22 protein-coding genes and 2 pseudogenes are annotated in these 21,798 nt (G+C 70.1%); 10 read left to right on the top strand and 14 right to left on the bottom strand.

Annotated elements, in window-relative coordinates; genetic code table 11:
- Positions 1 to 41: 41 nt before the first annotated feature.
- The 3 genes from OHA25_RS57560 to OHA25_RS57570 form a co-directional block, all read right to left on the bottom strand.
- Positions 42 to 1,289 carry a vanadium-dependent haloperoxidase gene (locus OHA25_RS57560; protein WP_327585220.1) on the bottom strand — a complete coding sequence of 416 codons (1,248 nt, stop codon included), beginning with the start codon at positions 1,287 to 1,289 and terminating at the stop codon, positions 42 to 44.
- Positions 1,290 to 1,826: 537 nt separating this feature from the next.
- Positions 1,827 to 2,942: a cytochrome P450 gene (locus OHA25_RS57565; protein ID WP_327585221.1), complete on the bottom strand. Its 1,116-nt coding sequence runs from the start codon at positions 2,940 to 2,942 to the stop codon at positions 1,827 to 1,829.
- Positions 2,943 to 3,201: 259 nt separating this feature from the next.
- Positions 3,202 to 4,221 carry a Dyp-type peroxidase gene (locus OHA25_RS57570; protein ID WP_327585222.1) on the bottom strand — a complete coding sequence of 340 codons (1,020 nt, stop codon included), beginning with the start codon at positions 4,219 to 4,221 and terminating at the stop codon, positions 3,202 to 3,204.
- A 175-nt stretch (positions 4,222 to 4,396) separates the two neighbouring features.
- Between OHA25_RS57570 and OHA25_RS57575 the strand changes: the two genes are divergently transcribed.
- The gene (locus OHA25_RS57575; RefSeq protein WP_327585223.1) at positions 4,397 to 5,002 is read left to right on the top strand and encodes a dihydrofolate reductase family protein; all 606 of its coding nucleotides are present in this window, start codon (positions 4,397 to 4,399) and stop codon (positions 5,000 to 5,002) included.
- A gap of 41 nt (positions 5,003 to 5,043) precedes the next feature.
- Here the strand turns inward: OHA25_RS57575 and OHA25_RS57580 are convergent, their stop codons facing one another.
- Together OHA25_RS57580 and OHA25_RS57585 are read right to left on the bottom strand one after the other, a co-directional pair.
- Positions 5,044 to 5,625, bottom strand: coding sequence for a cation transporter (locus OHA25_RS57580; protein WP_327585224.1), 582 nt, complete (start codon positions 5,623 to 5,625; stop codon positions 5,044 to 5,046).
- Positions 5,626 to 5,708: 83 nt separating this feature from the next.
- Positions 5,709 to 5,900: pseudogene (locus tag OHA25_RS57585) on the bottom strand (ArsR/SmtB family transcription factor); the annotation flags it as partial.
- 128 nt (positions 5,901 to 6,028) lie between these two features.
- On the opposite strand from OHA25_RS57585, the gene arsM reads away from it, so the two are divergent.
- Complete coding sequence (arsM, locus tag OHA25_RS57590; RefSeq protein ID WP_327585225.1) at positions 6,029 to 6,823, top strand: arsenite methyltransferase; 795 nt, start codon at positions 6,029 to 6,031, stop codon at positions 6,821 to 6,823.
- A gap of 147 nt (positions 6,824 to 6,970) precedes the next feature.
- On the opposite strand, the gene OHA25_RS57595 is transcribed toward arsM, so the two are convergent.
- The 3 genes from OHA25_RS57595 to OHA25_RS57605 are packed head-to-tail and all read right to left on the bottom strand — an operon-like array spanning position 6,971 to position 8,399.
- Positions 6,971 to 7,234, bottom strand: a complete 264-nt coding sequence (locus OHA25_RS57595; protein ID WP_327585226.1) for a DUF305 domain-containing protein — start codon at positions 7,232 to 7,234, stop codon at positions 6,971 to 6,973.
- A gap of 6 nt (positions 7,235 to 7,240) precedes the next feature.
- Positions 7,241 to 7,999 (bottom strand): cytochrome b/b6 domain-containing protein, encoded by a 759-nt coding sequence (locus tag OHA25_RS57600; protein ID WP_327585227.1) that lies wholly within the window; start codon positions 7,997 to 7,999, stop codon positions 7,241 to 7,243.
- Entirely contained in the window at positions 7,986 to 8,399 is a 414-nt protein-coding gene (locus OHA25_RS57605) for a hypothetical protein (RefSeq protein ID WP_327585228.1), read from the bottom strand. Before OHA25_RS57605 ends, OHA25_RS57600 begins: the two co-directional genes overlap by 14 nt.
- 113 nt (positions 8,400 to 8,512) lie before the next feature.
- Here OHA25_RS57605 and OHA25_RS57610 point away from each other — a divergent pair, with 113 nt between their 5' ends.
- From OHA25_RS57610 to OHA25_RS57620, 3 genes are all read left to right on the top strand, one after another.
- Positions 8,513 to 9,016: an RNA polymerase sigma factor gene (locus OHA25_RS57610; RefSeq protein ID WP_327585229.1), complete on the top strand. Its 504-nt coding sequence runs from the start codon at positions 8,513 to 8,515 to the stop codon at positions 9,014 to 9,016.
- Positions 9,009 to 9,686 (top strand): anti-sigma factor family protein, encoded by a 678-nt coding sequence (locus OHA25_RS57615; RefSeq protein ID WP_327585230.1) that lies wholly within the window; start codon positions 9,009 to 9,011, stop codon positions 9,684 to 9,686. The genes OHA25_RS57610 and OHA25_RS57615 overlap by 8 nt, the downstream gene beginning before the upstream one ends.
- Positions 9,687 to 9,773: 87 nt before the next feature.
- Positions 9,774 to 10,340 (top strand): dihydrofolate reductase family protein, encoded by a 567-nt coding sequence (locus OHA25_RS57620; RefSeq protein WP_327585231.1) that lies wholly within the window; start codon positions 9,774 to 9,776, stop codon positions 10,338 to 10,340.
- Positions 10,341 to 10,379: 39 nt separating this feature from the next.
- Here OHA25_RS57620 and OHA25_RS57625 read toward each other — a convergent pair whose 3' ends face one another.
- A complete protein-coding gene (locus OHA25_RS57625) occupies positions 10,380 to 11,963 on the bottom strand; it encodes a right-handed parallel beta-helix repeat-containing protein (protein ID WP_327585232.1) in 1,584 nt (527 codons plus the stop codon).
- Between the two features lie 182 nt (positions 11,964 to 12,145).
- Here OHA25_RS57625 and OHA25_RS61750 point away from each other — a divergent pair.
- Together OHA25_RS61750 and OHA25_RS57635 are read left to right on the top strand one after the other, a co-directional pair.
- Positions 12,146 to 12,256, top strand: a pseudogene (locus tag OHA25_RS61750) (hypothetical protein); the annotation flags it as partial.
- A 157-nt stretch (positions 12,257 to 12,413) separates the two neighbouring features.
- Positions 12,414 to 12,881 carry a sigma factor-like helix-turn-helix DNA-binding protein gene (locus OHA25_RS57635; protein WP_327585234.1) on the top strand — a complete coding sequence of 156 codons (468 nt, stop codon included), beginning with the start codon at positions 12,414 to 12,416 and terminating at the stop codon, positions 12,879 to 12,881.
- A 22-nt stretch (positions 12,882 to 12,903) separates the two neighbouring features.
- On the opposite strand, the gene OHA25_RS57640 is transcribed toward OHA25_RS57635, so the two are convergent.
- From OHA25_RS57640 to OHA25_RS57655, 4 genes are read right to left on the bottom strand one after another with little or no spacing between them, the layout of a single operon-like run.
- Positions 12,904 to 13,485, bottom strand: a complete 582-nt coding sequence (locus tag OHA25_RS57640; protein WP_327585235.1) for a dihydrofolate reductase family protein — start codon at positions 13,483 to 13,485, stop codon at positions 12,904 to 12,906.
- Positions 13,486 to 13,542: 57 nt separating this feature from the next.
- Positions 13,543 to 14,481: a sigma-70 family RNA polymerase sigma factor gene (locus tag OHA25_RS57645; protein ID WP_327585236.1), complete on the bottom strand. Its 939-nt coding sequence runs from the start codon at positions 14,479 to 14,481 to the stop codon at positions 13,543 to 13,545.
- A 7-nt stretch (positions 14,482 to 14,488) separates the two neighbouring features.
- Positions 14,489 to 14,983, bottom strand: a complete 495-nt coding sequence (locus OHA25_RS57650) for a hemerythrin domain-containing protein (protein ID WP_327585237.1) — start codon at positions 14,981 to 14,983, stop codon at positions 14,489 to 14,491.
- Positions 14,984 to 15,026: 43 nt separating this feature from the next.
- Complete coding sequence (locus OHA25_RS57655) at positions 15,027 to 15,281, bottom strand: dsRBD fold-containing protein (RefSeq protein ID WP_305919124.1); 255 nt, start codon at positions 15,279 to 15,281, stop codon at positions 15,027 to 15,029.
- Between the two features lie 210 nt (positions 15,282 to 15,491).
- Between OHA25_RS57655 and OHA25_RS57660 the strand changes: the two genes are divergently transcribed.
- Positions 15,492 to 17,456, top strand: coding sequence for a heparinase II/III domain-containing protein (locus OHA25_RS57660; protein ID WP_327585238.1), 1,965 nt, complete (start codon positions 15,492 to 15,494; stop codon positions 17,454 to 17,456).
- Positions 17,453 to 18,574, top strand: a complete 1,122-nt coding sequence (locus OHA25_RS57665; RefSeq protein WP_327585239.1) for a substrate-binding domain-containing protein — start codon at positions 17,453 to 17,455, stop codon at positions 18,572 to 18,574. The genes OHA25_RS57660 and OHA25_RS57665 overlap by 4 nt, the downstream gene beginning before the upstream one ends.
- 85 nt (positions 18,575 to 18,659) lie before the next feature.
- Here the strand turns inward: OHA25_RS57665 and OHA25_RS57670 are convergent, their stop codons facing one another.
- On the bottom strand, positions 18,660 to 20,603 hold the full coding sequence (locus OHA25_RS57670) for a DUF2264 domain-containing protein (RefSeq protein WP_327585240.1): 1,944 nt from the start codon (positions 20,601 to 20,603) through the stop codon (positions 18,660 to 18,662).
- A gap of 186 nt (positions 20,604 to 20,789) precedes the next feature.
- Between OHA25_RS57670 and OHA25_RS57675 the strand changes: the two genes are divergently transcribed.
- Positions 20,790 to 21,797, top strand: coding sequence for a hydroxyacid dehydrogenase (locus OHA25_RS57675; RefSeq protein WP_327585241.1), 1,008 nt, complete (start codon positions 20,790 to 20,792; stop codon positions 21,795 to 21,797).
- Position 21,798 lies beyond the last annotated feature (1 nt).

Consider the following 21,798-nt stretch of genomic DNA (forward strand, 5'->3'; position numbering starts at 1 on the left):
GCGATGGTCACCCCGAGTTTCCTCATCCGGACATGGGCTGGCTACCAGGCCAGGCGGGCCAGATCGTAGCGGGCGATCTGCTCGCCAAGCCGGATGCCGGCCTCGTCGGAGGTCCGGAAATGGAGGCCGGACCAGACGCGTGTGTTGATCACGTCCTGAGCGGTCTGCGCCCACGAGGTGTAGGTGCGGACGAACCCTGGCGCGTCGGGCGAAGTGAGCGTCACCGGCCGGGCCGGAGCAGGCCCGAGCAGATGGGTCATGACCGAGGCCGCCGCACCTGCGTAGCCGTTGTGGCCGCTGGGGTATTCGGGGTTGTCGGGCGCGGGGAAGAGCGACGTCCAGGTCGCGTCGGGCTCGGTGCCGGGGTTGCCGTCGGCGCCGGCCTGCCGGATCGCCGTGACCGGCCGCCAGGCAAGGTAGGCGTACTTGGCGTCGTACACCGCGATGTACGCATCCCCCGTCACCGCGTGGAAGGCCATGAGCAGCCGGGCACTGTCCCTGATCGAGCGGTTTGAGCCGTCGGTCAAGACCTGGCGCAGGATCTGGGTCCAGCTGGACAGGATCGCCGGCCGGTACAGCAGTGCGATGTTGGTCTGCCAGGGGGTGCGGACTGTGCTGTCGGCGCGGCCGTACGCCTTGGTCTCGGCGAAGTCGCGTGCGTACCGGGCGGAGGTGAGGGGCGGGGGAGGCCCGGGCCGGAAACGATCGGAGCGGCCGAGGAGGAAGGTCTTGCCCTTGCCCTGGCCAGCCTGTGTCGCCGGGTTGAACGCGGGCGGCGTCGGCTGCCAGACCCCCGGGGCGGCCGGGGGCGGGGTGAACGGCTCGTTGACCGAGGCCGGGTCCAGACCATCGCCTGCCCGTTCGGCCAGGACCTTGGCGGCGGCGATGCGGCCTGCATCGATGCCCCGGGTCTTGACGCGCCCGTCAGGAAGGCGGGCCAGGGTGGTGTTCAGCGCCGCGTCCAGTTCGGTCTTGCGGTCCGGCGCGATCGAGGCCAGCGAGCCGTGGACGGCCGAGGCAAGGGCGGCCTCGGCGAAGACGCCGTTTGCGTGCGAGCCGATTGCTCGGCTGGCGGCAGTCCAGCTGATGACCCACGTACGAATGTTGGTGATCATGGTGGGGGCGCCCACCGATGCGTTGGTCTGGTCGAACCACTCCAGGACGGTGTCGGTTCCTGGCGCGGCGCCGGCGTCGGGTCGAGCGGGCGCTGCTACGGCCGACACGAACAGTGCCGAGCCCAGCACGATTGATAACAGGCGTAGAGGAGATCGGGTGATTCGGCTGGTCACGTGCCCTCCCTGAGGCTACGAACGACAGTCCATTTCCCACAATCCACAGAGGATCATAGGAAATGCCCGAGACCAATCAACAAACTGCGGCGTTCCGTTGGGTGACGGTGACATCCGTACCGCACCATGTTCACCGCCGCGACGGCCCGCTACGCCCGCGCGGGCGATCCGCGGCTCGATCTGTTCCGCCTTGAGAAGGTTACGGGGTGCTGATCTCCTGGATCTTGACGATCTCGCCGCGGTACACGGTGATCAAGGCGGGTCGGTGCCCCGTCTTCAGGTGGGCGATCAGTGCATTGAGGGAGCAACGCTTGGTGCCGAGACCTCGATGGGCTCGTACTCTGCGGTGCCGCCACTGTATGCGCGTACCCAACCGCGCAGGATGCCGAGGAGGCGCTCGCCGAGGAGAAGGCGGTCGCCGGAGTTCCGCTCAGGGTGACCAGCGAACCTTGATCTCGCGCAGGCTGCCGTGCTCCCCCGCGCCACAGCCCGGCCGGCAGCTCGGGGGCCCATCTACCTGGCGATGCCGTACCCGCCTCAGCTGCCCTTGACCAGGAGCCGGAGCGGTCGATAGATCAACCCGTCGTCGGTCCACCGCACAGTCGACAGGTCGTCCTGCGCGTGCAGGCCGGGCAGGCGCGTCGACAGTGCGCGGAATGCCTCCTGAAGCTCCATCCTGGCCAGATTCGCCCCGAGGCAATAGTGGGGACCGTGGCCGAAGGCCAGGTGGGGGTTGGGCGCGGCGGAACCGGCGAATCTCTGGATATCGAAGCGCAGCGGATCGTCGAACGCTGACCGATCGTGATTGGCGCCGGCGGGGTTGGGCAGCACGACGGTCCCGGCCGGGATGGTGCCATCGGGCAATATGAGGTCCTCGGTGATCAGCCGAAGGAGGCCATTCCCTCCGGGGCCCTCGTACCGGAGGATCTCTTCCACCGCCGGCTCCAGCAACTCAGGATGGGCCGCCAGCTTCGCGTATTGCTCAGGGTGGCGTAGCAGGCGGAACGCGCCCCGGATGATCATCGAGGCTGTGGTCTCGTGCCCCGCCATGATCAAGGTGAACACCATGTGGGTCAGCTCGTCCTCGCTGAGCCTGTCCCCCTCGTCGCGCGCGTCGATGAGCAGGTCGATGAGGTCGTTGCCGGGCCTGACCCGGTGCGCCGCGATCAGCTCGCCGGCGTAAGCCATGAACGCTGCGAAGCCCTCTCCCCTGGCCTCGGCGCTCGCCTGGGAGGTGGACAGGAACATCTCGGTCCAGCCACGGAACTGCTCGAACCGGTCCATCGGCACCCCGAGCATCTCGCAGATCACCCGCGCGGGCAGCGGCAGGGCGAAGTCGGAGACCACGTCGAACTCCGCGCCGGCCCTGTCGATCAGCTCGTTGGCGATGGCCGCGGCGCGCGGCCGCCAGCGCTCGATCTGCCTGGGGGTGAAAGTGCCCTGCAGGATGCGGCGGTAGCGGCTGTGTTCCGGTGGATCCTGGTTGATCAGCGCCGCAGGATCGTCCTCCAGGGCCGTGCCGCTGATCATCCTGGGCAGGCCGGGCGCCCGCAGGTTGCGGCTGCTGGCCGGTGAGGCGAGGACCACGCGGACGTCGTCGTACCGGACGATCATCGGGACCTGATCCCCGCTCGGCATCGTGGCCGGCTCCATCGGAGCCTCCGCGTGCCTGCGGGCCAGGTCGGGCGATGGGGTGCCGAATGGTCCGGGCGGAAGGTCAGGCCATGGCCATCTGGTGCTGGACTGCTCTGTCAAAGTCGCCTCCTGGAGATGTCGTCCAACAAGCTCCCTGAACATACGAAGCAGCCCGTAAGTGGTCAATCTGTCCTGATAGCCACGCTTTCCGAGGCCAGAATCCTCATGAGCTCCGCTTCAGGCCGCCGATCCCGGAGGAACCGTCGGATGCGCTCTGCTAGTCGGACATCGTGCCCACCTGGACCACACCGGTGCCGGTCCCGAGGACATCGGCCGCGGCGGCCGGCTCGGCGGCCTGCGGTGGGAGGTCTTCCAGGAAGTCGGCGGCCGGCACGAAGAACAGCGTCCCGGTCACGGGGGTGGAAAAGTCCAGGATCCGGTCGTGGTTGCCCGGCGGATCGCCGATGAACATGTTCTCCAGCATCGTCTCGGTGACCGCCGGCGTGCGGGCGTACCCGATGAAGTAGGTGCCGAACTCGCCCCGGCCGGCGTTCCCGAACGGCATGTTGTCGCGCAGGATCCGGCGTTCCGTCCCGTCGGGGTCGGTGATGGTGGTCAGCGCGACATGCGAATTGGATGGCTTGACGGCGTCGTCCAATTCGATGTTCTCCAGCTTCGTGCGGCCGATGATGCGCTCCTGGGCCTGCACGGGCAGGGCGTTCCACGCTTCCAGGTCGTGCAGGTACTTCTGTACGATCACGTAGCTTCCGCCGGTGAAGTCGGGGTCCTCGTCACCGATCAGGACCGCCGCGGCCGCCGCCGGGCCCACCGGGTTCTCGGTGCCGTCGACGAAGCCCAGCAGGTCGCGCAGGTCGAAGTACATGAACCCCTGCACCTCGTCCTCGACCGTGACCACTCCCCGCAACCGCCGCATGATCTGGGACGCCAGCTCGAAGCACAGGTCGAGCTTCTCCGCGCGAATGTGGAACAGCAGGTCCCCCGGAGTGGAGACCGCACGGTGTACGGGACCGGAGACCTCGCGGAAGGGATGCAGTTCGGCGGGGCGAGGCCCGTCGAACAGGCGGTCCCAGGCGTCCGGCCCGATGCCGACGACGCAGCTGAGCGTGCTGCCTGGCGCCCGGAAACCGACCGAGCGCGACAGCCCGGCCACATCGCCCAGCAGTTCTCGTACGATCGGTTCACCGCCGTGACGCACCGTCAGCACAAGGAAGATGGCAGCGGTCGTCAATGGGCTCAGCACCGGCTGCGGTATGCCGCTACGCTCCGGCTCTTCCATACAGATCATCCCCCTTTGTCTACTTGGGCGAAGCATGCCATGACGATGCCGACCACCGCCTCGTCGCCGCCCGTCCAAAGGGAGACCTTAAGCGATCCGTAAGCAGGTCCCGCGAGGCTATAAGCACATCAGATCGGCCGGGCCGGACGGCCCAGCCCTTCCTTGGAGGACCAGCATGAGGACGATCGCCGCAAACCTGTTCATCTCACTCGACGGAGTCATCGAGGACCCGCAGGACTGGCATTTCCCCTACTTCAACGACGAGATGGGTGCCGCCGTGACGGAGCAAATGGCCGACACCCTGCTCCTGGGACGCAAGACCTATGACAGCTTCGCCGGAGCATGGCCGGAGCGGGAGGCCGAAGGCGGCGAGGACGCGGGCTTCGCGAAGACGCTCGGCGACGCACGGAAGATCGTCGTCTCGCGCCAGCCGCTGGAGTTCACCTGGCGGAACTCCGAGCTGCTCCAGGGGGACCTGGTCGAGGCCGTGACCGCGTTGAAGAGCGAGCAGGGCGGCCGCATCGCCATGAGCGGCTCGGTCTCGGTGGTCCGCCAGCTGCTGACCGCGGGGCTGCTGGACGAACTGCACCTGCTGGTGCATCCGATCGCCGTCCGCAAGGGCGAGCGCCTGTTCGACGAGGGCGACAACCCCATCCCTCTGGAGCTGATCAAGTCCGAGACGTTCACGACCGGTGTGCTGTACCTGGTCTACCGGCCTGCCAAGGCGGCCGGCGACGTTTCCTACGACGACGCCAAGGCCCACCTGTCCCAGGGCGAGTAGCAGGGCGAGCGCTTGCCACCGGCAGGCATCGGGCCTTTCGACTATTCGGCCTCGCGGGTAGGCGAGCAGCACCCGTCGTGGGCAGTGCTGCTGGAGGCGGCGGCGGCCGGGACGGCGCAGCAGGCGTCCTCCCGCCAGGCCTCTCGGCCTTCCTTGACCGCGACGGCGGCGATGACCAGGGCGGCGATCGGGTCGGCCCAGGACCAGCCGAACAGGCTGTTGAGCGCCAGCCCGACGAGGAGCACGCCGGACAGGTAGGTGCACAGCAGAGTCTGCTTGGAGTCGGCGACGGCGGAGGCGGAGCCGAGTTCGCGGCCGGCGCGGCGCTGCGCCTGCGACAGGAACGGTATGACGACCAGCGACAGGGCGGCCAGGATCAGGCCCGCCGTGGAGTGCTCGGCTTCACCGACGCCGAGCAGCGCTCGGACGGCGTCGAAGGTGACGTACGCGGCCAGCGCAAAGAAGGAGATGGCGATGACGCGCAGCGCCGCCCGTTCCCGCTTCTCGTGGTCGGCGGTGGACCAGGCCACCGCGGCGGCGGCCACCAGCAGCCGGACGCGGCGCAGCAGCAGCGCGCGCCGTGCCGGGGACGGGCCCAGGCCGGGCAGGTTGACCGCGGTCATGCGACCGCCTCCCCCGCCGGCTGCCCGCGGTGGTCGCCGGTGACGCCGATCGGGCGGGCGGCGCCCGGGGCCGGGCAGAGTGTGACCGCGTGGCAGTCGCGCAGGCAGGCCAGGTGCTTGGAGATGGTCGACTGGGCCAGGCCCAGCTCGGCGACGAGGTCCACCACGCGGGCTTCGCCGCGGGCCAGGCGTTGCACGATGCGCAGCCGGTTCTGATCGGACAGGGAGTGGAACAGCGCGGCCGCCGGGGGACCGCGATCAGTTCGGCCTCTGATTCGACAGCTTTCTATATTGACATGTCTCTAATCAGAGCGGGATGCTTGATTCGATAGACATCGATACAAGTCGGCGCCACCGTTCCGGTCAGGCGTCAGCCCGGATCAGTTTCAGACGGGAGCCTGTGATGAGCGAGCAGTCCGTCCAACTACGCGAGCAGGTACGGGAGCGGTCCGCGGCGGCCGCGACGGCGGTCACGGCCGGCGGAGCCGCCTGTTGCGGTCCGCAGGAGATCGAGGAGGGGTTCGGCGCGGCCCTGTACGCCGCCGACGAGCGAGAGGGCCTGCCCGCCGAGGCGGTGGCGGCCTCACTGGGCTGCGGCAACCCCACGGCGGTCGCCGAGTTGCGCGAGGGCGAGCGAGTGCTGGATCTGGGCTCGGGCGGCGGCATCGACGTGCTGCTGTCCGCCCGCCGGGTGGGCCCGGCCGGTAAGGCGTATGGGCTGGACATGACCGAGGAGATGCTCGCCCTGGCGCGCGCGAACGCCGCCAGGGCGGGCGCGGCGAACGTGGAGTTCCTCAAGGGCACGATCGAGTCCATCCCGCTGCCGGCCGCCAGCGTGGATGTGGTCATCTCCAACTGCGTCATCAACCTGTCGGTGGACAAGGACGCGGTGTTCGCCGAGACCTTCCGGGTGCTGGTGCCCGGCGGCCGCCTCGGCGTTTCCGACGTCGTCGCCGACGACGCCCTCACCCCGGCCCAGCGGGCCGAGCGCGGCGACTACGCCGGCTGCATCGCCGGCGCCCTGTCGTTCGCCGAATACCGGGCCGGGCTGCGGGCGGCCGGGTTCACCGGCATCACCATCACCTCCACCCACCAGGTCGCCGACGGCATGCACTCGGCCATCGTCCGCGCCGTCAAGCCCGCCGAGACCCGCCAGGGCGTCCCGGCGACCGACGTCGTGCACACCTCGCAGCCATGAGTCCGCCCGGGCGCCTGTCACGCCAAGCGCCCGGGGCATGGCCTTGATCAGAGCCGGTCGAGGATCTTCCGCAGCTGCTCTCGGCGAACAGCTTGTCGAATCGCTTGCCCTTGGCCGCCTCGAGCTTCTTCATGTCCGGCGCGGACATCATGCCCGGCATGCCGTGCCCCACGTGCCCTTCAGGGTCGGACTCGCGGCCAGGTCGGCCATGTCGACCGCCTGCTCGTGATGCGGCATCATCATCCGCGCGAACGTGACGTCCGCGTCGCTGAAGGCAGCCGACGGCGAAGCGCCTGTGGCGGTGACGGCAGGGGCGCGGCTGCCCACCTTCTGGTGTCCGGCCACCGAGTCGCTCGTGCCGCCGCAGGCGGTGGGCAGGGCGAGCGCCCCTGCGGCAACGATGGAGGACACGGCTTACTAAAGGGCGGTCTTGCGGAGCTGGGCCGCCTCGGCCCGGCAGTCCGCGCACTCCCTCAGATGCGCTCGCACGGCAGCCATCTCAACCGGTCCGAGAAGGTCCAGGACGTACGCGCCGAGCGCGGTCGGGTCGTGCCGCACGGACCATCCCGGCCAGAGCCGGAAGGCCACCGTCCGATCGAGACGGCCGCCCAGGTGCATGGCGCGCCAGACACCCCGGTACCCCGGCAGCAGCCCCGCCGCGACCAGCACGTGTCCGGCGATCAGCAGCGTCGCCAGGTACGTCGCCCAGACATGGATCCTGACCAGCACCGCGAACACCGGCCCTCCGTGCAACAGGCTCATGCCCGCACCGCTGGCGAGCAGGGCCAGCAGGGTTCCGGCCAGCGCGAGGTTGAGGACCCGCTGGCCGGGATCGAAGTGCCCCTCGTGGTGACCGAACCGGCCGGTGAAGAGTGCTGCGGGCCAGCGTACGAACCATCCCAGATCGCCCCTGCGGAAGCGCACCGATTCGGTGACGAACGTCCGGATGGCACGGCGCCCGAACGCGACCGCCACCAGGACGAGCACCGCGAGTGCCCAGCCGAGCCAGGTGTGCAGGACGGTGTCGGGCAGTCGGGTCAACCACGCGAGCGGGCTGGGGTCGCCCTCCCTGCCCGCCAGCAGCCACCAGCCGGTGCCGAGCAGCCCCAGCGTCGCCAGGTAGACGCCCGCATGGAACCATCTGGTCCTGCGGTCATAGCGCTCAGTAGTAGTCATTGCCGGAGCTCTGCGTCGGCGAGGGAGCCTGACCGCCCCCTGTCACGTTCACCGTGAGCTCGGCCGAGGCGCCGGCAGGCGAATGGTCGGCGTTCTGCAGCGTGACCCCCACCTTGTGCTCGCCCGGTGGCAGCCCGGCGATCTGGAACGGCGAGGCCGTGACGACGGTGTAGTCATCGGTGTGCCCATCGGTGAACACGTGAACATGGTGCTTGCCGGATTCCGGTGGGCCGATCTCCACGCTGGTGGTGAACTCCAGGGAGAACGTCCCGGCGACGTCGGCGTTGTTCGCCGGGCCGGTGATGGTCACGGTCGGGGAGCCGTCGGCGCCTGTCGCGCCGGCCGTGCTGCATCCCGCGAGCAACATGCTCGCGGCGAGAGCGAGAAGGATTTTTCTCATGCCGGTTGTACGGGTGGCGGCCCGCCCCGGGATTCACCTCGGTGAAGCCAGAATGATGATCCTTACCGTAGTACCGACTGTGGGCACTTTCGGATGAATCGCTCCTGGCCGGGATGGCGTCGGGCGACACGCAGGCCGCCACCACGCTCGTACGTCGCTATCAGGCCAGGGTGTTCGGTCTTGCCAGAACCATCGTGGGAGAGGCGGCGTTGGCGGAGGAGGTCGCGCAGGAGACCTTCGTGCGAGCATGGCGGCACGCGGCTGCCTACGATGCCAGGCGTGGTGCCGTACCGACCTGGCTGCTCACGATCACGCGCAATCTCGCCATCGACGCGCTGCGGCTCCGGCGCGAGCTGCCGGTCGATCCGCAGGCGCTGCTCACGCGGCTGCTGTCCGCGGAGAGCACCGAAGACGCGCCGCGTGATGAGGAGTTCGTCCGCCGGGCGCTGCGCATGCTGCCGCGGGAGCAGGCCAGGGCCATCGCCCTCACCGTGTTCTACGGACTGACCAGCAAGGAGGTGGCGCAGGTCGAGAGCATACCGCTGGGCACCGCCAAGACTCGCCTGCGCAGGGGGCTGGCCAAGCTCCGTGAACAGTTGGAGGTGAACGATGACTGAGCGGCCGGAATGCGAAGGGATCCGCGAGGCGATCCCGGAACTCGCCGCCGGCGCCCTCGCCGGCGACGAGCGCGCCGACGTGCTGCGCCATCTGTCGGGCTGCGCCGCCTGTCGCAGGGAGCTGGAGCAGGCCACCCAGGTGGTGGACGCGCTCACCACGCTGGCCCCCGCGGAGGAGCCGCCCGCCGCCTTCGAGTCCGCGGTGCTCGCCCGCATCAGCGGGGGACGCCCGCGCCGTCGATGGCGGCCGATCGGGATGCATCTGCTCACGGCAGCGATCGTCGCCGCGCTGGTGGGCGGGGCCGTGTGGGTGGCCACCGGGCCGGACCGCCGGCTCGCGGAGAGCTACCGGGAGACGCTCGCCATCGCCGACGGGCGCTACCTCACCGCCGCGGTCCTCTATGCCGGCCAGCGGCGAGTGGGCCACGCGTTCGCCTATCAAGGATCGCCGAGCTGGATCTTCCTCACCGTCGAGGCGGCCGGAGACTCCGGCTCCTATCAGGCCACTCTGGCCGGCAGGGACGGCGCCTGGAGCGACCTCGGCCAGGTCACCGTCTCCAGGGGGCGGGCTTCGTGGGGCACCACCGTGTCGACGCCCATCGCGGAGATCGACCGGGTCGTGCTGCGGAAAGCCGGCTCCCCCGATGTCATCGCCGTCTTCGCGCGATGAGAGTCACTTGCGAGACGGGATCCACCGGGGTGTGATTCGTTGAAGCCCGATCTCATCCCGCAAGCAAAGGCAACGAGGAGGTTGGCGGTGGGCAGGATCGTAGTCACCGAGTTCATCTCGCTCGACGGCGTGGTGGAGGCCCCCGGCGGTGAGGACTTCAAGCACCGGAACTGGAGCTTCGCCTTCGACCGCGGCGCGGACGGCGACCAGTTCAAGCTGGACGAGGCGCTGGCGGCCGAGGTGCTGCTGATCGGCCGCAGGACCTATGAGAGCTTCGCCGACGCCTGGCCGAAGTACACAGGTCCCTTGGCCGACAAGTACAACAGCATGCCCAAGTACGTGGTCTCGAGCACCCTGACCGACCCCCAGTGGAACAACACCTACGTGATCGCGGGCGACGTGGTCGCGGAGGTGACCAAGCTGAAGGAGCAGGTGGACGGCGAGATCCAGATCCCCGGCAGCATCCGGCTCGTGCAGGAGCTGATCGAGAACGACCTCGTCGACGAGATCCACCTGATGACCTTCCCGGTCATCCTCGGCACCGGCAGGCGCCTGCTCGGGGAGACCACCGACAAGACGACGTGGAAGCTGACCGAGTCGAAGACGGTCGGCGAGGGCATCCCGATCACGATCTTCCAGCGGGCCGGCCGATGAGTCTTGCCGCTTCCGAGGCCACGGACGCGAGGGCGGTTGTCAGAGCCGGGCTCCGACGTCGGCGCCGTTGGCAGGGCGTAGGAAGGTGGAGGTGCGGATCGAGCCGTCGGCGTTGCGCGGCCCCGTGATGATGCTCGGGTCGGTGCCGGCGAACGACCAGCTGCCGCCGAGGTTCCACGAGTTGCCGGTGCCGCTGGAGTTGGCGCCCAGTGACACGTTGACGCCGTTGGCGACGGCGAGGTTCTTGGTCAGCGTCGCGTCGGCGTCGGCGAAGTCAAAGCCGGTGCCGGGGTTGTCCCAGGCGGTGCAGTGGTCGATCATCATCTGGCCGGGGTTGGCGTTGTCGATGAAACCACCGGTGGCGTTGTCCCATGCCATGCTGTTGCGGACCACGTGTGCCGCCGGCAGATCCTCGTCTCCCCCGCCGAGCTTGAACCCGTTGCCGTCACCGGTGTAGTCGGGCAGGTTCCAGCGGTTGAAGCCGTTGCCGTAGGCGATGCTGTTCTCCACCGTCACCGGGGACAGGAACTCCCAGAAGTCCAGGCCGTCGTCGGAGTTGTTCCACAATCTGGCGCCGCGCACCACGTTGCCGGTGCCGGAGCCCTCCTTGATGGCCAGGCCGTCGGCGCTCTCCCCGTTGTTGCGGGGATCGCGGTTGCCGTACGCGTCCAGGTTGATGATCTGGTTGTTGCTGGACGCGCCCTGGAGGTGCAGGCCGCTTTCGTAGTTGTCCCGCGTGATGAGACGTTCGAAGACATTGTTGTTGGTGTCGAGGCCGAACACGGCGTACGGGCCGTTGATGATCTCCAGGCCGATCAGCCGCCAGTAATCGCCCTCGATGTGGATCGCGCCGCGCTCCGGGCGGGGGATGCTGCCATCGACCGGGGCTGGGGTATGCGGCATGTTCTCACCGTCGATGACGACACGCTCCCCGTTGTAGGTGGTCATCGTGATGGGGGCGCTCGCGGTGCCGTTCTTCAGCAGCTGGATGTTGGTGCTCGGCGTGTACGTGCCGCCGCGGAGGAGGATCGTGTGCCCGGGCTGCGCGAGGTCGACCGCGCGCTGGATCGTCCGCAGCGGTTGGGCCAGGGTGCCGGCGTTGCTGTCGTTGCCGTTGGTCGCGACGTAGAGCGTGGTGCCCGGCGGTGTCGTGCCGTCGGTGGTGACGTCGATGAAGTCGATGTTCGGCAGCCCGCCGGAAGCCGTCGGGCTGAACCGGATCGTGTTGCTCCCGGAGCTCACCGAAACGCTCAACGTCTTCGTGACCCACGTCGACCACGCGCCGGTGCCCTCGAACGACACCGACTGCACGGTCGAGCCGTTGACCATCAAGGTAGCGGGCCGGCTCGTCGTGGTCCCGTTGGCGAAGCGGACCGCCACCGTCGCGGCGCCCGCGGCCGGCGCGTTCACCGTGAACTGCGCCGCCGCGCCCACAGCGTTGGCGGCGTTGCAGAAACCGGTCCCCGAGTAGCCAGAGTGATTGGAGTCGATGGTGCCGTCGCACGTCGCGGGAGCGGTCTCCGCCTCATAGCGGGTGGTCGCCGCCGCCGCCGTGGCGGCGGGTAATGCCATGAACGCGCCGGCTGCCAGGGCGGCGCATGCGATGAACGGTCTCAGTCTCATCATCCTTCTCCAAGGGTCACCGACGTACGGTAAGCGCTTTCCGAATGCGTGCGAGGAGTGAAGCACAGGGGGTCGACGGCGAGAAGCCCTCAAGGGCGGCGCGACCCACCGGTTCGTCATCCGGCCAGGTCAAGCCGCCTGCCCAGCACCTGCTCGAGTTGCAGGCGCGCGGTGAAAGTTTCATGGCCGACGGCGAACTCGGCTCGCTGGAGGAAGCCGAGGAGGCGCTGCAGGAGACGCTGCTGCGCGCATGGCGCTCTCTGGGCGGCTACCAGGAGCGGGCGCCGCTGCTGCACTGGCTCCACCGCATCGCCACCGCCACCTGTCTGAAGGCCATCGCCGCGCGCGGGCGCAGACCGGCGACCTTGGCGGAGGTCTCGCACCTGCAGCCCTACCCCGACCGGGCTCGACCGCGTCGACCCCGCCGACACGGTCGAGCTGCGCGAAAGCGTGCGGCTGGCGTTCGTCGCCGCCCTGCAACTGCTGCCCGCCAGCCAGCGCGCGGTGCTCATCCTGCGCGAGGTGTTGTGCTGGAGCTCCGCGGAGGTGGCCGAGTTCCTCGATTCCAGCGTGCCGGCGCACCTAGACCTCGACGCGCTGGCGGCGCTATTACGCGAGGACGCGATCTTGCGCATGCCGCCCGAGCCGGTCGAGATCGTCGGCCGGGACGCCGTCTGCCGGTTCTTCGCCACCACCCCCGCGGAAGGCCGACTGGATCGCATCCGCCTGGTCGCGACCGCCGCGAACGGGCAGCCGGCGCTGGCCGCCTACCTGCCCGACGCCACCGATACGTGCCAGGGCTACGGCATCATGGTCCTCACCACGACCCCGGCGGGCATCGCCGAGATCACCGGGTTCCCCGACCAGGCTCTGTTCGCATGGTTCGGCCTGCCGAAGGAGTCTGCGCTCCTCCGGTGAGCCACCCGGCCCGCCTTACGCGTCATGCGCGGCCGGCGTCTCCTCCAGGGTGGGGTGGCCGGCCGTACCGCGCGAGGACGGCTGCGCCGGACTGCTCTGCGGAGCGGCACTCCAGGTGCGTGGCCGGGCCGGCGGCAGGAAAGAGCCGGTCGCCGGCGCCGAGGATCGTGGGGAAGGTCAGGAGCCGATACTCATCGATCAGGTCCGCGGCCATCAGCGCGCGCACGACGCTCAGACTGCCGGTGATGATCACATCGCGCTGCTCGCGCTTCACGGTGTCGATGAGGTCTCCGTCGATGACCTGGGAGTTCACCCACGCCGACGGGTCGGTCAGCGTACGGGAGGCGACCAGCTTCGGCACGGCGTTCATCCGCGCCGAGAACGGGTCGTCGCGCCCCGGCCAGATCCGGGAGAACACCTGCCAGGTCGTGCGCCCCAGCAGCATGACCCCCTCGTCCAGGGTGCTGCCCAGCCGGAACTTGTCCCCGGCGACGGCCTCGGCACCGTGTCGGAACGCCCAGCCGCCGGTCGGCGTGCCTCCGGACCCGTCAGGGTCGGACACGATCCCGTCCAGGGTGATGAACTGGATGACGATGACGCTCACGATGGGTGTCCCTTTCGCTCGATGTTCACCCGTACGTACCGGCGGCATCGGCCCGGCTCATCGCGCCTTGCGAAACTCCTCGGAAGAAATCCGCTCGGGTAGGTCGAACGCCTGGAACACGCGTGGATCGGCGAACACGACGTTGTGCGCGACCCGGCCACCGGTGACCGTCAAGACCTGGAGCGTGTGCAGCCGATGCCCGCCGCCGGGCTCCGGTGCGTATGCGGCGAGCGTGGGCTGCCCGTTGGCGGTGAGCGGGCGCATGGCCCAGCCCGGCCCCCACATCTCGAACACGCGGTCCATGAACAGGCCGTAGTCGCGGCTGCCCCGATACCACAGCGGCACCGGCGGCATCTCCATGATCGCATCGTCGGTGAGGAGCCGCACGAGCTCGGGGACGTCGGCCGCTTCGAAGGCCCGCATGTACCGCTGGACCACCGCGCGCACCTCGGGATCGTCCGGCTCGGCGACCTCGCCGACGTCGCCGGCGTCCGCGAGGGCGGCGCGGGCTCGCTGCAGAGCGCTGTTGACGGCCGTGACCGTGGTCTCCAGCTGCGTGGCGACCTCTGCGGCGCTGAACTCCAGCACCTCGCGGAGCACGAGCACGGCCCGCTGCCGCGGCGGCAGGACCTGCATCGCCGCCACCAGCGCCAGCCGCAGGTCAGCGCGCGCCCCCACGTCGAACCGCGCGTCGGGGAACGGCTGCAGCCAGGGGATGTCGAGCGCCGGCGTCAGCGGCGCCCCGGGGTCATCGCTCGGCGCTCCCAGCCCGGACGGCAACGGCCGCCGCGCACGCCCCTCCAACGCGGTCAGGCACGCGTTGGTCGCGATCCGGTACAGCCAGGTCCGTACGGAGGCACGCGTGTGGTCGTACCGGTCGCGGGCCTTCCACGCGCGCAGCATCGTCTCCTGCACCAGGTCCTCGGCCTCGTGAAACGAACCCAGCATCCGATAGCAGTAGGCCACCAGTTCGCCCCGGTAAGGCTCGAATTCCATGAGCCCATCATGGTACATCCCTGTTCCGCGCGGCTCCCGACCGCCGGCCGAGCGGCGCCATCTTCTTGGCCCTCGTCACCTGGCCGCCCAGTTCCAGGAGCTGGGCCTCGGAACAGGCCTGCCGCAGCCGCGGGAACAGGTCGTTCTCCTGCTCCCGCACGTGGTGGCGGATCTGATCCATCAGCCGCTCCAGCGTCGGCCAGAATGCCGTGTCGGACGACTCCAGCCCTTCCAGCTGCTTCATCGTCCGCTCGGCGGCGGCGTGCTCGGCGATCTCCTCATCCGCCAGCGCGTCGCCGCCCGGGACGTGTTCGCGCACCGCCGGGTACAGGTACGCCTCCTCCGCCACCGAGTGGCGCACCAGTTCGATGACCACCTGCTCCGCCAGGGTCTCGGCCTTCTCATCGATCCGGCCGACCATATGCTCCAGCCGGCTGAACAGCTCCTCGACCTCGCGGTGGTCGACGACCAGGACCGCGATCACATCCTGTTGTTCGCTCATCGGCGGGCTCCTTCGACCGAGATCAAGTCGCGGATCAGGGACGTCAGGTCGCCGACCGGACGTTCTCGCGGACGTCCTTGGTCGCCACGCCCAGCAGTTTGCCGGTCAGATCGATCAGTGCGCGGCCGACGGCCAGCTCTTCACCGATCTGCGGCGCGGGCGGGTCAGCCGGATTGCGGTGAGCTTCGCCGCACCCGGTCAACCGCACGTCGGCTGGGCTGGTCAAAGTGACGTACGCGGTGGCAAGATCGCCGGTCTCGGCGATGTCGATCTGAATGGACCATTGTCTGTCGGCCATGGGTCTCACCTCACTGGTACCTCACTGTCGCGCTACCCCAGGTCATGTGGGCAAACGCGGCTCGCTGAGGTAGCCGGGCAGCGCGGCGCCCGCCGAACGCCGCCCGGAGGGGGTGCTTGCGACATTCCGATCAATAGGCCCAGAAAAGCCTAATTTGATTCAACTTCGATCACTTTCGATCGCTACTATGGGGGCGTCGCGAGGAGGACCATGACGAACACTGCAACCGGATCCGCGGGCCGGCGGACGGAGAGCGGACCGGCGGAAGACGGGGCGGTCGGTCCCCTGCGTGCCGTCTGGGGGGCCGCGATGTCGCCGGAGGCCCTGGTCCGCAGCCTGCTGCCGGCTGAGGCGGCGCTGCCGGTCCCTCCCGCGGGGGACGCCGCCTGGGATCAGGTCCGCAGCTCAGGCACGCTGGCCGCCGTACGGGAGCGGGCGGAGGCAGAGCTGGGCACACCCTGGCCGCAGCCACTGGCCTCGCAGTACGCGCGTTATTTCCGCGACGGCAACCGCACCCGCTACGAGAGCCAGGTGTTCGAGCGCCAGGACCGGCTGACCCGGGCGGTGCTCATGGCGACGATCGGTGAGGCGGGCGGTGAGGCGGGCCGCGGGCAGAAGTGGCTGGACGAGGCCGCCGACGGGATCGTGCAGTTGTGTGAGCAGAGCTCGTGGTGCTGGCCGGCGCACGAGGACACCTGCCGGCCCCGCGGCACGGTCCTCCCCGATGTGGCGACCCCCTGCCTCGACCTTGGCGCCGCCGACGTCGCCGCCCAGCTGGCGTGGGCCGACCAGGCTCTCGGCGACCGGCTGGCGGAGCGCTATCCCGGGCTGCGCGAACGCGTGCGGGCAGAGGTGCGCGTGCGGGTGCTCGACCCGTTCGTCCAGCGGCGCGACTGGCACTGGCTGGGCCTGGACGGCGATGTGCACAACTGGTGCCCGTGGATCTGCGGCAACGTGCTCGTCGCCGCGCTGCGCCTGGCCGAGCCGGGGCGGGAGCGGGCCGGCCAGGTCGCCTGGGCGGTGGCGGGCCTCGATCGTTACCTCGCGGCGCTGCCGGCCGACGGCTCCGTCGATGAGGGTTATGAATACTGGTGGAACGGGGCATGCCGGGCGCTCGAGGCACTCGACCTCCTGGAGCACGCCACGTCGGGGCGGCTCGACGCGGCGGACGTCCCGGTCGTGCGGAAGACGGTCCGGTTCCCGCACCGCATGCATCTGGGCGGGCCGTGGTATCTGAACCTCGCCGACGCGCGGGCTCGGCCGCCGGCCGACCAGCCGTGGCAGGTGCTGCACCGCTGGGCTCGCCGGCTCGGCGAAGTGGACGCCCGCCGGCACGCGGAGTCGCAGCGTACGCCGGGGATCCCCGCCTCCGCCGAGCTCGGGCGGGCGCTCTGCGAGCTGGCCGATGACGCGTGGCAGCACGCCGAGCGCGGCGAGCCGCCTCTCGTGGCCGGGGTCTGGCTGCCGGGGACGCAGGTCGGCCTCGCGCGTACGGCGGGCGGGACGGCGCGCGGTCTCGCGCTCGCGGTCAAGGGCGGGCACAACGGGGAGCACCACAACCACAACGACGTCGGGTCCGTGGTCGTCGCCGTGGACGGCGTTCCCGTGCTGGTCGACGCGGGGCGGCCGACGTACACGGCGCAGACGTTCGGGCCGGACCGTTATGCGATCTGGACGATGCAGAGCACCTGGCACAACGTTCCCGAGGTGCGGGGCGCGGCGCAGGGGCAAGGGCCTGGGTTCCGGGCCCGGGACGTGCAGGTGGTGGACGAGCCCGGCCGGTTCGAGGTGCGGCTGGACCTGGCCGCCGCCTACCCCCTGCCCGAGCTCGAGCGGTGGTGGCGGACGGCGTCGCTCGATCGGCGCGCGTCACGCGTGACGATCGGGGACTCCTGGAGCTTCACCGGGGACGGCGACCCGAGCGTGCTGCATTTCTTGCTGAACGGGCAGGTGGAGCAGCCGTCCGCCGGGCAGGTCGTCGTCCGGCCGCCGGGCGGCGCGCGGGCGGTGCGCGTCGCGTGGGACCCTGAGGTCGCGGCGGCCGTGCTCACCGTCCGCATGCTGGAGGACCCCATGCTCTCCGAGGTGTGGGGCGAGCGGCTGACCAGGCTGGAGCTGCTCTTGCCCGGCACGGCGCGGGGCGCTTTCGAGGTCCGCGTGGAGGTGGGGGAATGACCGTGTCCGATTCGCCGGGTGCGCTGCCGGACGAGCGCCGCGCCCAGATGGTGGATTTGCTGCGCCGGCGCGGCGTGGTACGCGTCAGCGAGCTGGCGACCGAGCTGGACGTCTCGGCCATCACGATCCGGCGCGACATCGCGCTGCTCTCGTCCCAGGGGCTCATCCGCCGGGTACGCGGCGGCGCCGTACTCCACGACGGGCCGGTGGCCGAGACGCTCGCCGGCGTCGCCGAGACGGAGGAGTCGCCGGCATCCGACGCGGAGGCACCGCAGGTCACGATCGGCATGGTGGTGCCGTCGTTGAACTATTACTGGCCCGACGTGATCCGCGGCGTCCGGGAGGCAGCAGCGGCGGCCGGCGCGCGGGTCGTCCTGCGTGGCGCCAGCTACCGGGCCACCGACGAGCGCCGCCACCTCTCCCGGCTGGTGGAGGCGGTGGGCGTGGACGGCCTCCTGGTCGCGCCCACCACGACCGGCGACGAAGGGGCGGAGCTGGTGCGCTGGCTGCAGGACGCCGACATGCCCATGGTGCTCATCGAGCGCACCGCCGCCTCCGGTCCCTACCAGGAGGCGATGGAGTCGGTGGTCAGCGATCACGCGCTGGGGGCCGGCATGGCCGTGCGGCATCTGGTCGAGCTGGGTCACCGGCGGATCGGACTGATTACCACCATGCATAGCCCGACGAGCCCGCACGTGCGGCGCGGCTGGCAGCAGGCATGCGAGGAGTTCGGCCTTTCACGGGACGACTCGCTGGACGTCAGCACGGTCGACCAGTCGGATCCCGAGTGGCCCAGGGCGCTGGAGAGCCTGATCGACCGATGCGTCGCCTCCGGGACGACGGCGCTGCTCGTCCACTCGGACCCGGAGGCGATCGACCTGGTAGAACGGTGCCAGGAGCGCGGCATCCGCGTGCCCGGCGATCTCGCCATCGTGACCTACGACGACGAGGTGGCCGAGTTGTGCGACCCGCCGTTGACCGCTGTCCGCCCGCCCAAGACGGCCATCGGTCGGGCGGCCTTCGGGCTGCTCGCCGAGCGCCTGACCGACCCGGAGCGCCCCACCCACCGCATGGTCATCGAGCCACGTCTGATCGTGCGCTCGTCCTCGGCGTCATGAGCATGCCACGTCTGATCGTGCGCTCGTCCTCGGCGTCATGAGCATGCCACGTCTGATCGTGCGCTCGTTCTCGGGGTCGTAGCGTTCACTGTCCGCTGGGCGCGACGGACGTGTCCAGGAGGTCGTCCGTCCCGTCCGGCCAGGTCACACGGGCGAGCTCCGGGCCGTCCCAGGACAGGACCGGCGACCGGTCCGGCTCCTGACCGCCGAGGAACACCGCCACGTCGTACCAGGTGTCCGGCCGCGCCGGCGCGGTGGTGGCGCACCAGGGCACGAGCGTCCACGGTGCGAGCGGCGAGGAGTCCTGGGCGGAGAGCACCCCGCGCAGGTCCAGCCCCGGTCCCGCGATGACGCGCGCGTGCATGGTGCCGTTCGAAGCGGCGGGGAGGTCGCCCTGGACGGGGTCGGCGGCGGGGAGCGGCCATCCGCCGACACGCAGCCGGCCGGGCTCCGCCCCGGTGTCCCGCATCCGGACCAGGCGCAGCTCCCAGGGCCCGCGCACGGCGGAGAGCAGCTCCAGCCACGGCCCGAGGCGTACCGTCCCTGGCCGCCCGTAACCGTGGTCCCCGCGAGCGTCGCCCTCCGGGGTGACCCAGTGGGCCTGCCAGCGTGAGGCCCCGACCGTCGTTCCCGAGGGGAGGCGGTCGAGGAGGAGTGTCTCGAATCCCGTGCGGTGGCTCGGCCGCCCGTCCTCGTCCAGGAGCACGACCGCCTGGTCGAAGGGGTCGGCGGCGTGCTCACCTGCGAGCACGGGCGAGGTGACGGTCGAATAGCCCAGCCGCGCGTACAGGGGCGAGTCCGTCAGGTGTGTCCCCGGGTGGGAGTGGTCGGTGCCGTGGTTGATCACCCGTACGACGCCGTCGCCCCGGGTGCCGCTGACCAGCCAGCCCGGCGCGCGGACGACTCGCTGGTAGTCGCCGGACTCGATCGGCAGCGGCTCCTCCACGGCCGTCCACACCGGATGGTCGGCGGGCAGGGACAGGCCGAAGAAGCCCTTGGCCGCCCAGTACGGCGAGCCGGGCCCGGAGTAGGACTGGGCGATCGGGGGCCAGGCTCCGTGCCAGCCCAGGGTCAGGACTCCGTCCTCGTCCGGCGCCCCGCGTTCGGTGAAGTGGCGGGCGATGCCGGAGGCGGCGCGGCGCAGCAACCCGGGGCCCGGCGTGGCGATCCCCGCCCGGGCGCCGGTCCAGAACTGGGTGGCGGCGGCGAACCGGTAGGTCAGGCTGCGTCCCTGGACCAGCGGGGATCCGTCCGCTCCTACGAGGTGGACGGCGTCGTGCAGGTAGCGTTCGAGCCGCTCCAGGTAGAGCGGTCGCCGTGAATCCGCCGCCGGGTCCCCGGCCGCCATCTCGCTCCACATCAGCGGGTAGAACTGCAGCGCCCATCCGGCATAGTGGTCGTAGGCGCGCTCGGCGCCGTCGGCGTACCAGCCATCCTCCCTGGCGAAGCCGTCGGTGAACGCGAGCCCTTCCTCGATGTCCTTGCGCTCGAAGGGGCCGCCGACGGAGGCGAGGAACTGCTCGACCATGATCTGGAACCAGATCCAGTTGATCGGCGGGTAGTCCGAGCCGATCGCGGGCGCGAGGTAGTCGACGACCTGCTCCTGCACGATCGGGTCGAGCCGGTCCCACAACCACGGCCTCGTCAGGTGGAGCACCAGGGCGAGGGACGCGGCCTCGACCTTCGCCTGGCCGTGCTCGTCGAGGCGCACCCAGCGCTCGGGTGAGCGGGGGTCCGTGCCGGTGGCCAGGCCCTGCGCGTACCACTCCATCAGGCCGAGCGGATCATGCCCGCCCTCGCCCGCGACCCGGAACCCGGCCGCCAGGAACGTGCGCGCGAAGCCTTCCAGCGCGTCGACGTCGGGCCCGTACCCACCCGGCGGGCCGGGGAAGGAGATCCGGGCATGGGACGCCGAGGCGTACCGCCGGGCGGACAGGAGGAGATGGTCGGCGAGTGCCGCCCAGTGGTTCCTGGTCCATCCGGTGTGGGGCGAGAGCCGCAGGTCGTCGAACTCCCGCAGCATGAGCATGGATCCTCCTGGTCGTGATCGCGCACGTTAACGTCCCCGTTTCGTACCATGCCGAACGCTCTTTGGTACGAGACCGATCAATATCGATCAGATAACGTGATCGTTCTGATTAACGAGGTATTGACGTGATTGTAATGATCAGACATGATCAGCGGCACTGGTAAGCGCTTGCCCGGAAGGACACTGGTGAGACGACCCCCTGCCCTGCTGGTCATGGACCCTGCGAAGTTCAGCGTGCAGTTCCACGAGCCGCAGCTTCGCCGGTTGCACGACCTGGTCGAGGTGGGCGATCCGATCGTGACCGCGGACCTCGACGCACCCTCCGTGCGCCGCCGGTTGCGCGACGTCGAGGTGCTGGTGACTTCGTGGGGCTGCCCGTCACTGACGACCGAGCGGCTGGCCGACGCGCCGCGGCTGCGGGCGATCTTCCACTGCGCGGGCACGGTCCGCACGTTCGTCACCGACGAGGTGTGGCGGCGCGGGATCCTCGTCACCAACGCCGCCGACGAGAACGCGATCCCGGTGGCCGAGTTCACCCTGGCAGCAGTCATCTTCGCCGGGAAGAAGGCCCCGTTCCTCGCCCAGGACGCGCGCCGGCTGCGCGCGGACTGGTCCTTCTCCGCCGGTCGCGGGGAGCTGACCAACCGCGGGCGCACGATCGGCGTCGTCGGCTTCTCCCGGGTGGGGCGCCGGGTCGTCGACCGGCTCCGCAGTCTGGAGGTGGACGTCCTCGTCGCCGATCCCTATGCCGACCCGGCCGCGGTGAGCGCGCTGGGTGCCCGGCTGCTGCCGCTGCCCGAGTTGCTGCCGCGTTGTGACGTGCTCACGCTGCACGTCCCGGAGCTGCCGTCCACCCATCACCTCATCGGGGCGCCCGAACTCGCCCTGCTGCGTGACGGGACCACCATCATCAACACCGCGCGCGGCGCCGTCCTGGACACCGCGGCCCTGGAGCGGGAGTGCGCCCAAGGCCGGCTCGACGCGATCCTCGACGTCACCGACCCCGAGCCCCTGCCCGCCACCTCACTGCTGTACGACCTGCCCAATGTCATGATCACCCCCCACATCGCCGGATCTCTGGGATCGGAGACCCGGCGGATGAGTGAGAGCGCGCTCGACGAGCTCGAACGCTACCTGTCCGGTCAGCCGCCCCGTGCGGCCGTGACCCCCGACGACTTCATGGTGAGCGCCTGAG

It is taken from the genome of Nonomuraea sp. NBC_00507 (genome assembly GCF_036013525.1).
Lineage (GTDB): Bacteria > Actinomycetota > Actinomycetes > Streptosporangiales > Streptosporangiaceae > Nonomuraea.

Excerpts from the sequence above, each read along its gene's own strand:
- OHA25_RS57565 (WP_327585221.1), bottom strand. The coding sequence starts at position 2,942 with ATGGAGCCGGCCACGATGCCGAGCGGGGATCAGGTCCCGATGATCGTC.
- OHA25_RS57570 (WP_327585222.1), bottom strand. The coding sequence starts at position 4,221 with ATGGAAGAGCCGGAGCGTAGCGGCATACCGCAGCCGGTGCTGAGCCCA.
- OHA25_RS57575 (WP_327585223.1), top strand. The coding sequence starts at position 4,397 with ATGAGGACGATCGCCGCAAACCTGTTCATCTCACTCGACGGAGTCATC.
- OHA25_RS57580 (WP_327585224.1), bottom strand. The coding sequence starts at position 5,625 with ATGACCGCGGTCAACCTGCCCGGCCTGGGCCCGTCCCCGGCACGGCGC.
- arsM (WP_327585225.1), top strand. The coding sequence starts at position 6,029 with ATGAGCGAGCAGTCCGTCCAACTACGCGAGCAGGTACGGGAGCGGTCC.
- OHA25_RS57600 (WP_327585227.1), bottom strand. The coding sequence starts at position 7,999 with ATGACTACTACTGAGCGCTATGACCGCAGGACCAGATGGTTCCATGCG.
- OHA25_RS57605 (WP_327585228.1), bottom strand. The coding sequence starts at position 8,399 with ATGAGAAAAATCCTTCTCGCTCTCGCCGCGAGCATGTTGCTCGCGGGA.
- OHA25_RS57610 (WP_327585229.1), top strand. The coding sequence starts at position 8,513 with ATGGCGTCGGGCGACACGCAGGCCGCCACCACGCTCGTACGTCGCTAT.
- OHA25_RS57615 (WP_327585230.1), top strand. The coding sequence starts at position 9,009 with ATGACTGAGCGGCCGGAATGCGAAGGGATCCGCGAGGCGATCCCGGAA.
- OHA25_RS57625 (WP_327585232.1), bottom strand. The coding sequence starts at position 11,963 with ATGAGACTGAGACCGTTCATCGCATGCGCCGCCCTGGCAGCCGGCGCG.
- OHA25_RS57645 (WP_327585236.1), bottom strand. The coding sequence starts at position 14,481 with ATGGAATTCGAGCCTTACCGGGGCGAACTGGTGGCCTACTGCTATCGG.
- OHA25_RS57650 (WP_327585237.1), bottom strand. The coding sequence starts at position 14,983 with ATGAGCGAACAACAGGATGTGATCGCGGTCCTGGTCGTCGACCACCGC.
- OHA25_RS57655 (WP_305919124.1), bottom strand. The coding sequence starts at position 15,281 with ATGGCCGACAGACAATGGTCCATTCAGATCGACATCGCCGAGACCGGC.
- OHA25_RS57660 (WP_327585238.1), top strand. The coding sequence starts at position 15,492 with ATGACGAACACTGCAACCGGATCCGCGGGCCGGCGGACGGAGAGCGGA.
- OHA25_RS57665 (WP_327585239.1), top strand. The coding sequence starts at position 17,453 with ATGACCGTGTCCGATTCGCCGGGTGCGCTGCCGGACGAGCGCCGCGCC.
- OHA25_RS57670 (WP_327585240.1), bottom strand. The coding sequence starts at position 20,603 with ATGCTCATGCTGCGGGAGTTCGACGACCTGCGGCTCTCGCCCCACACC.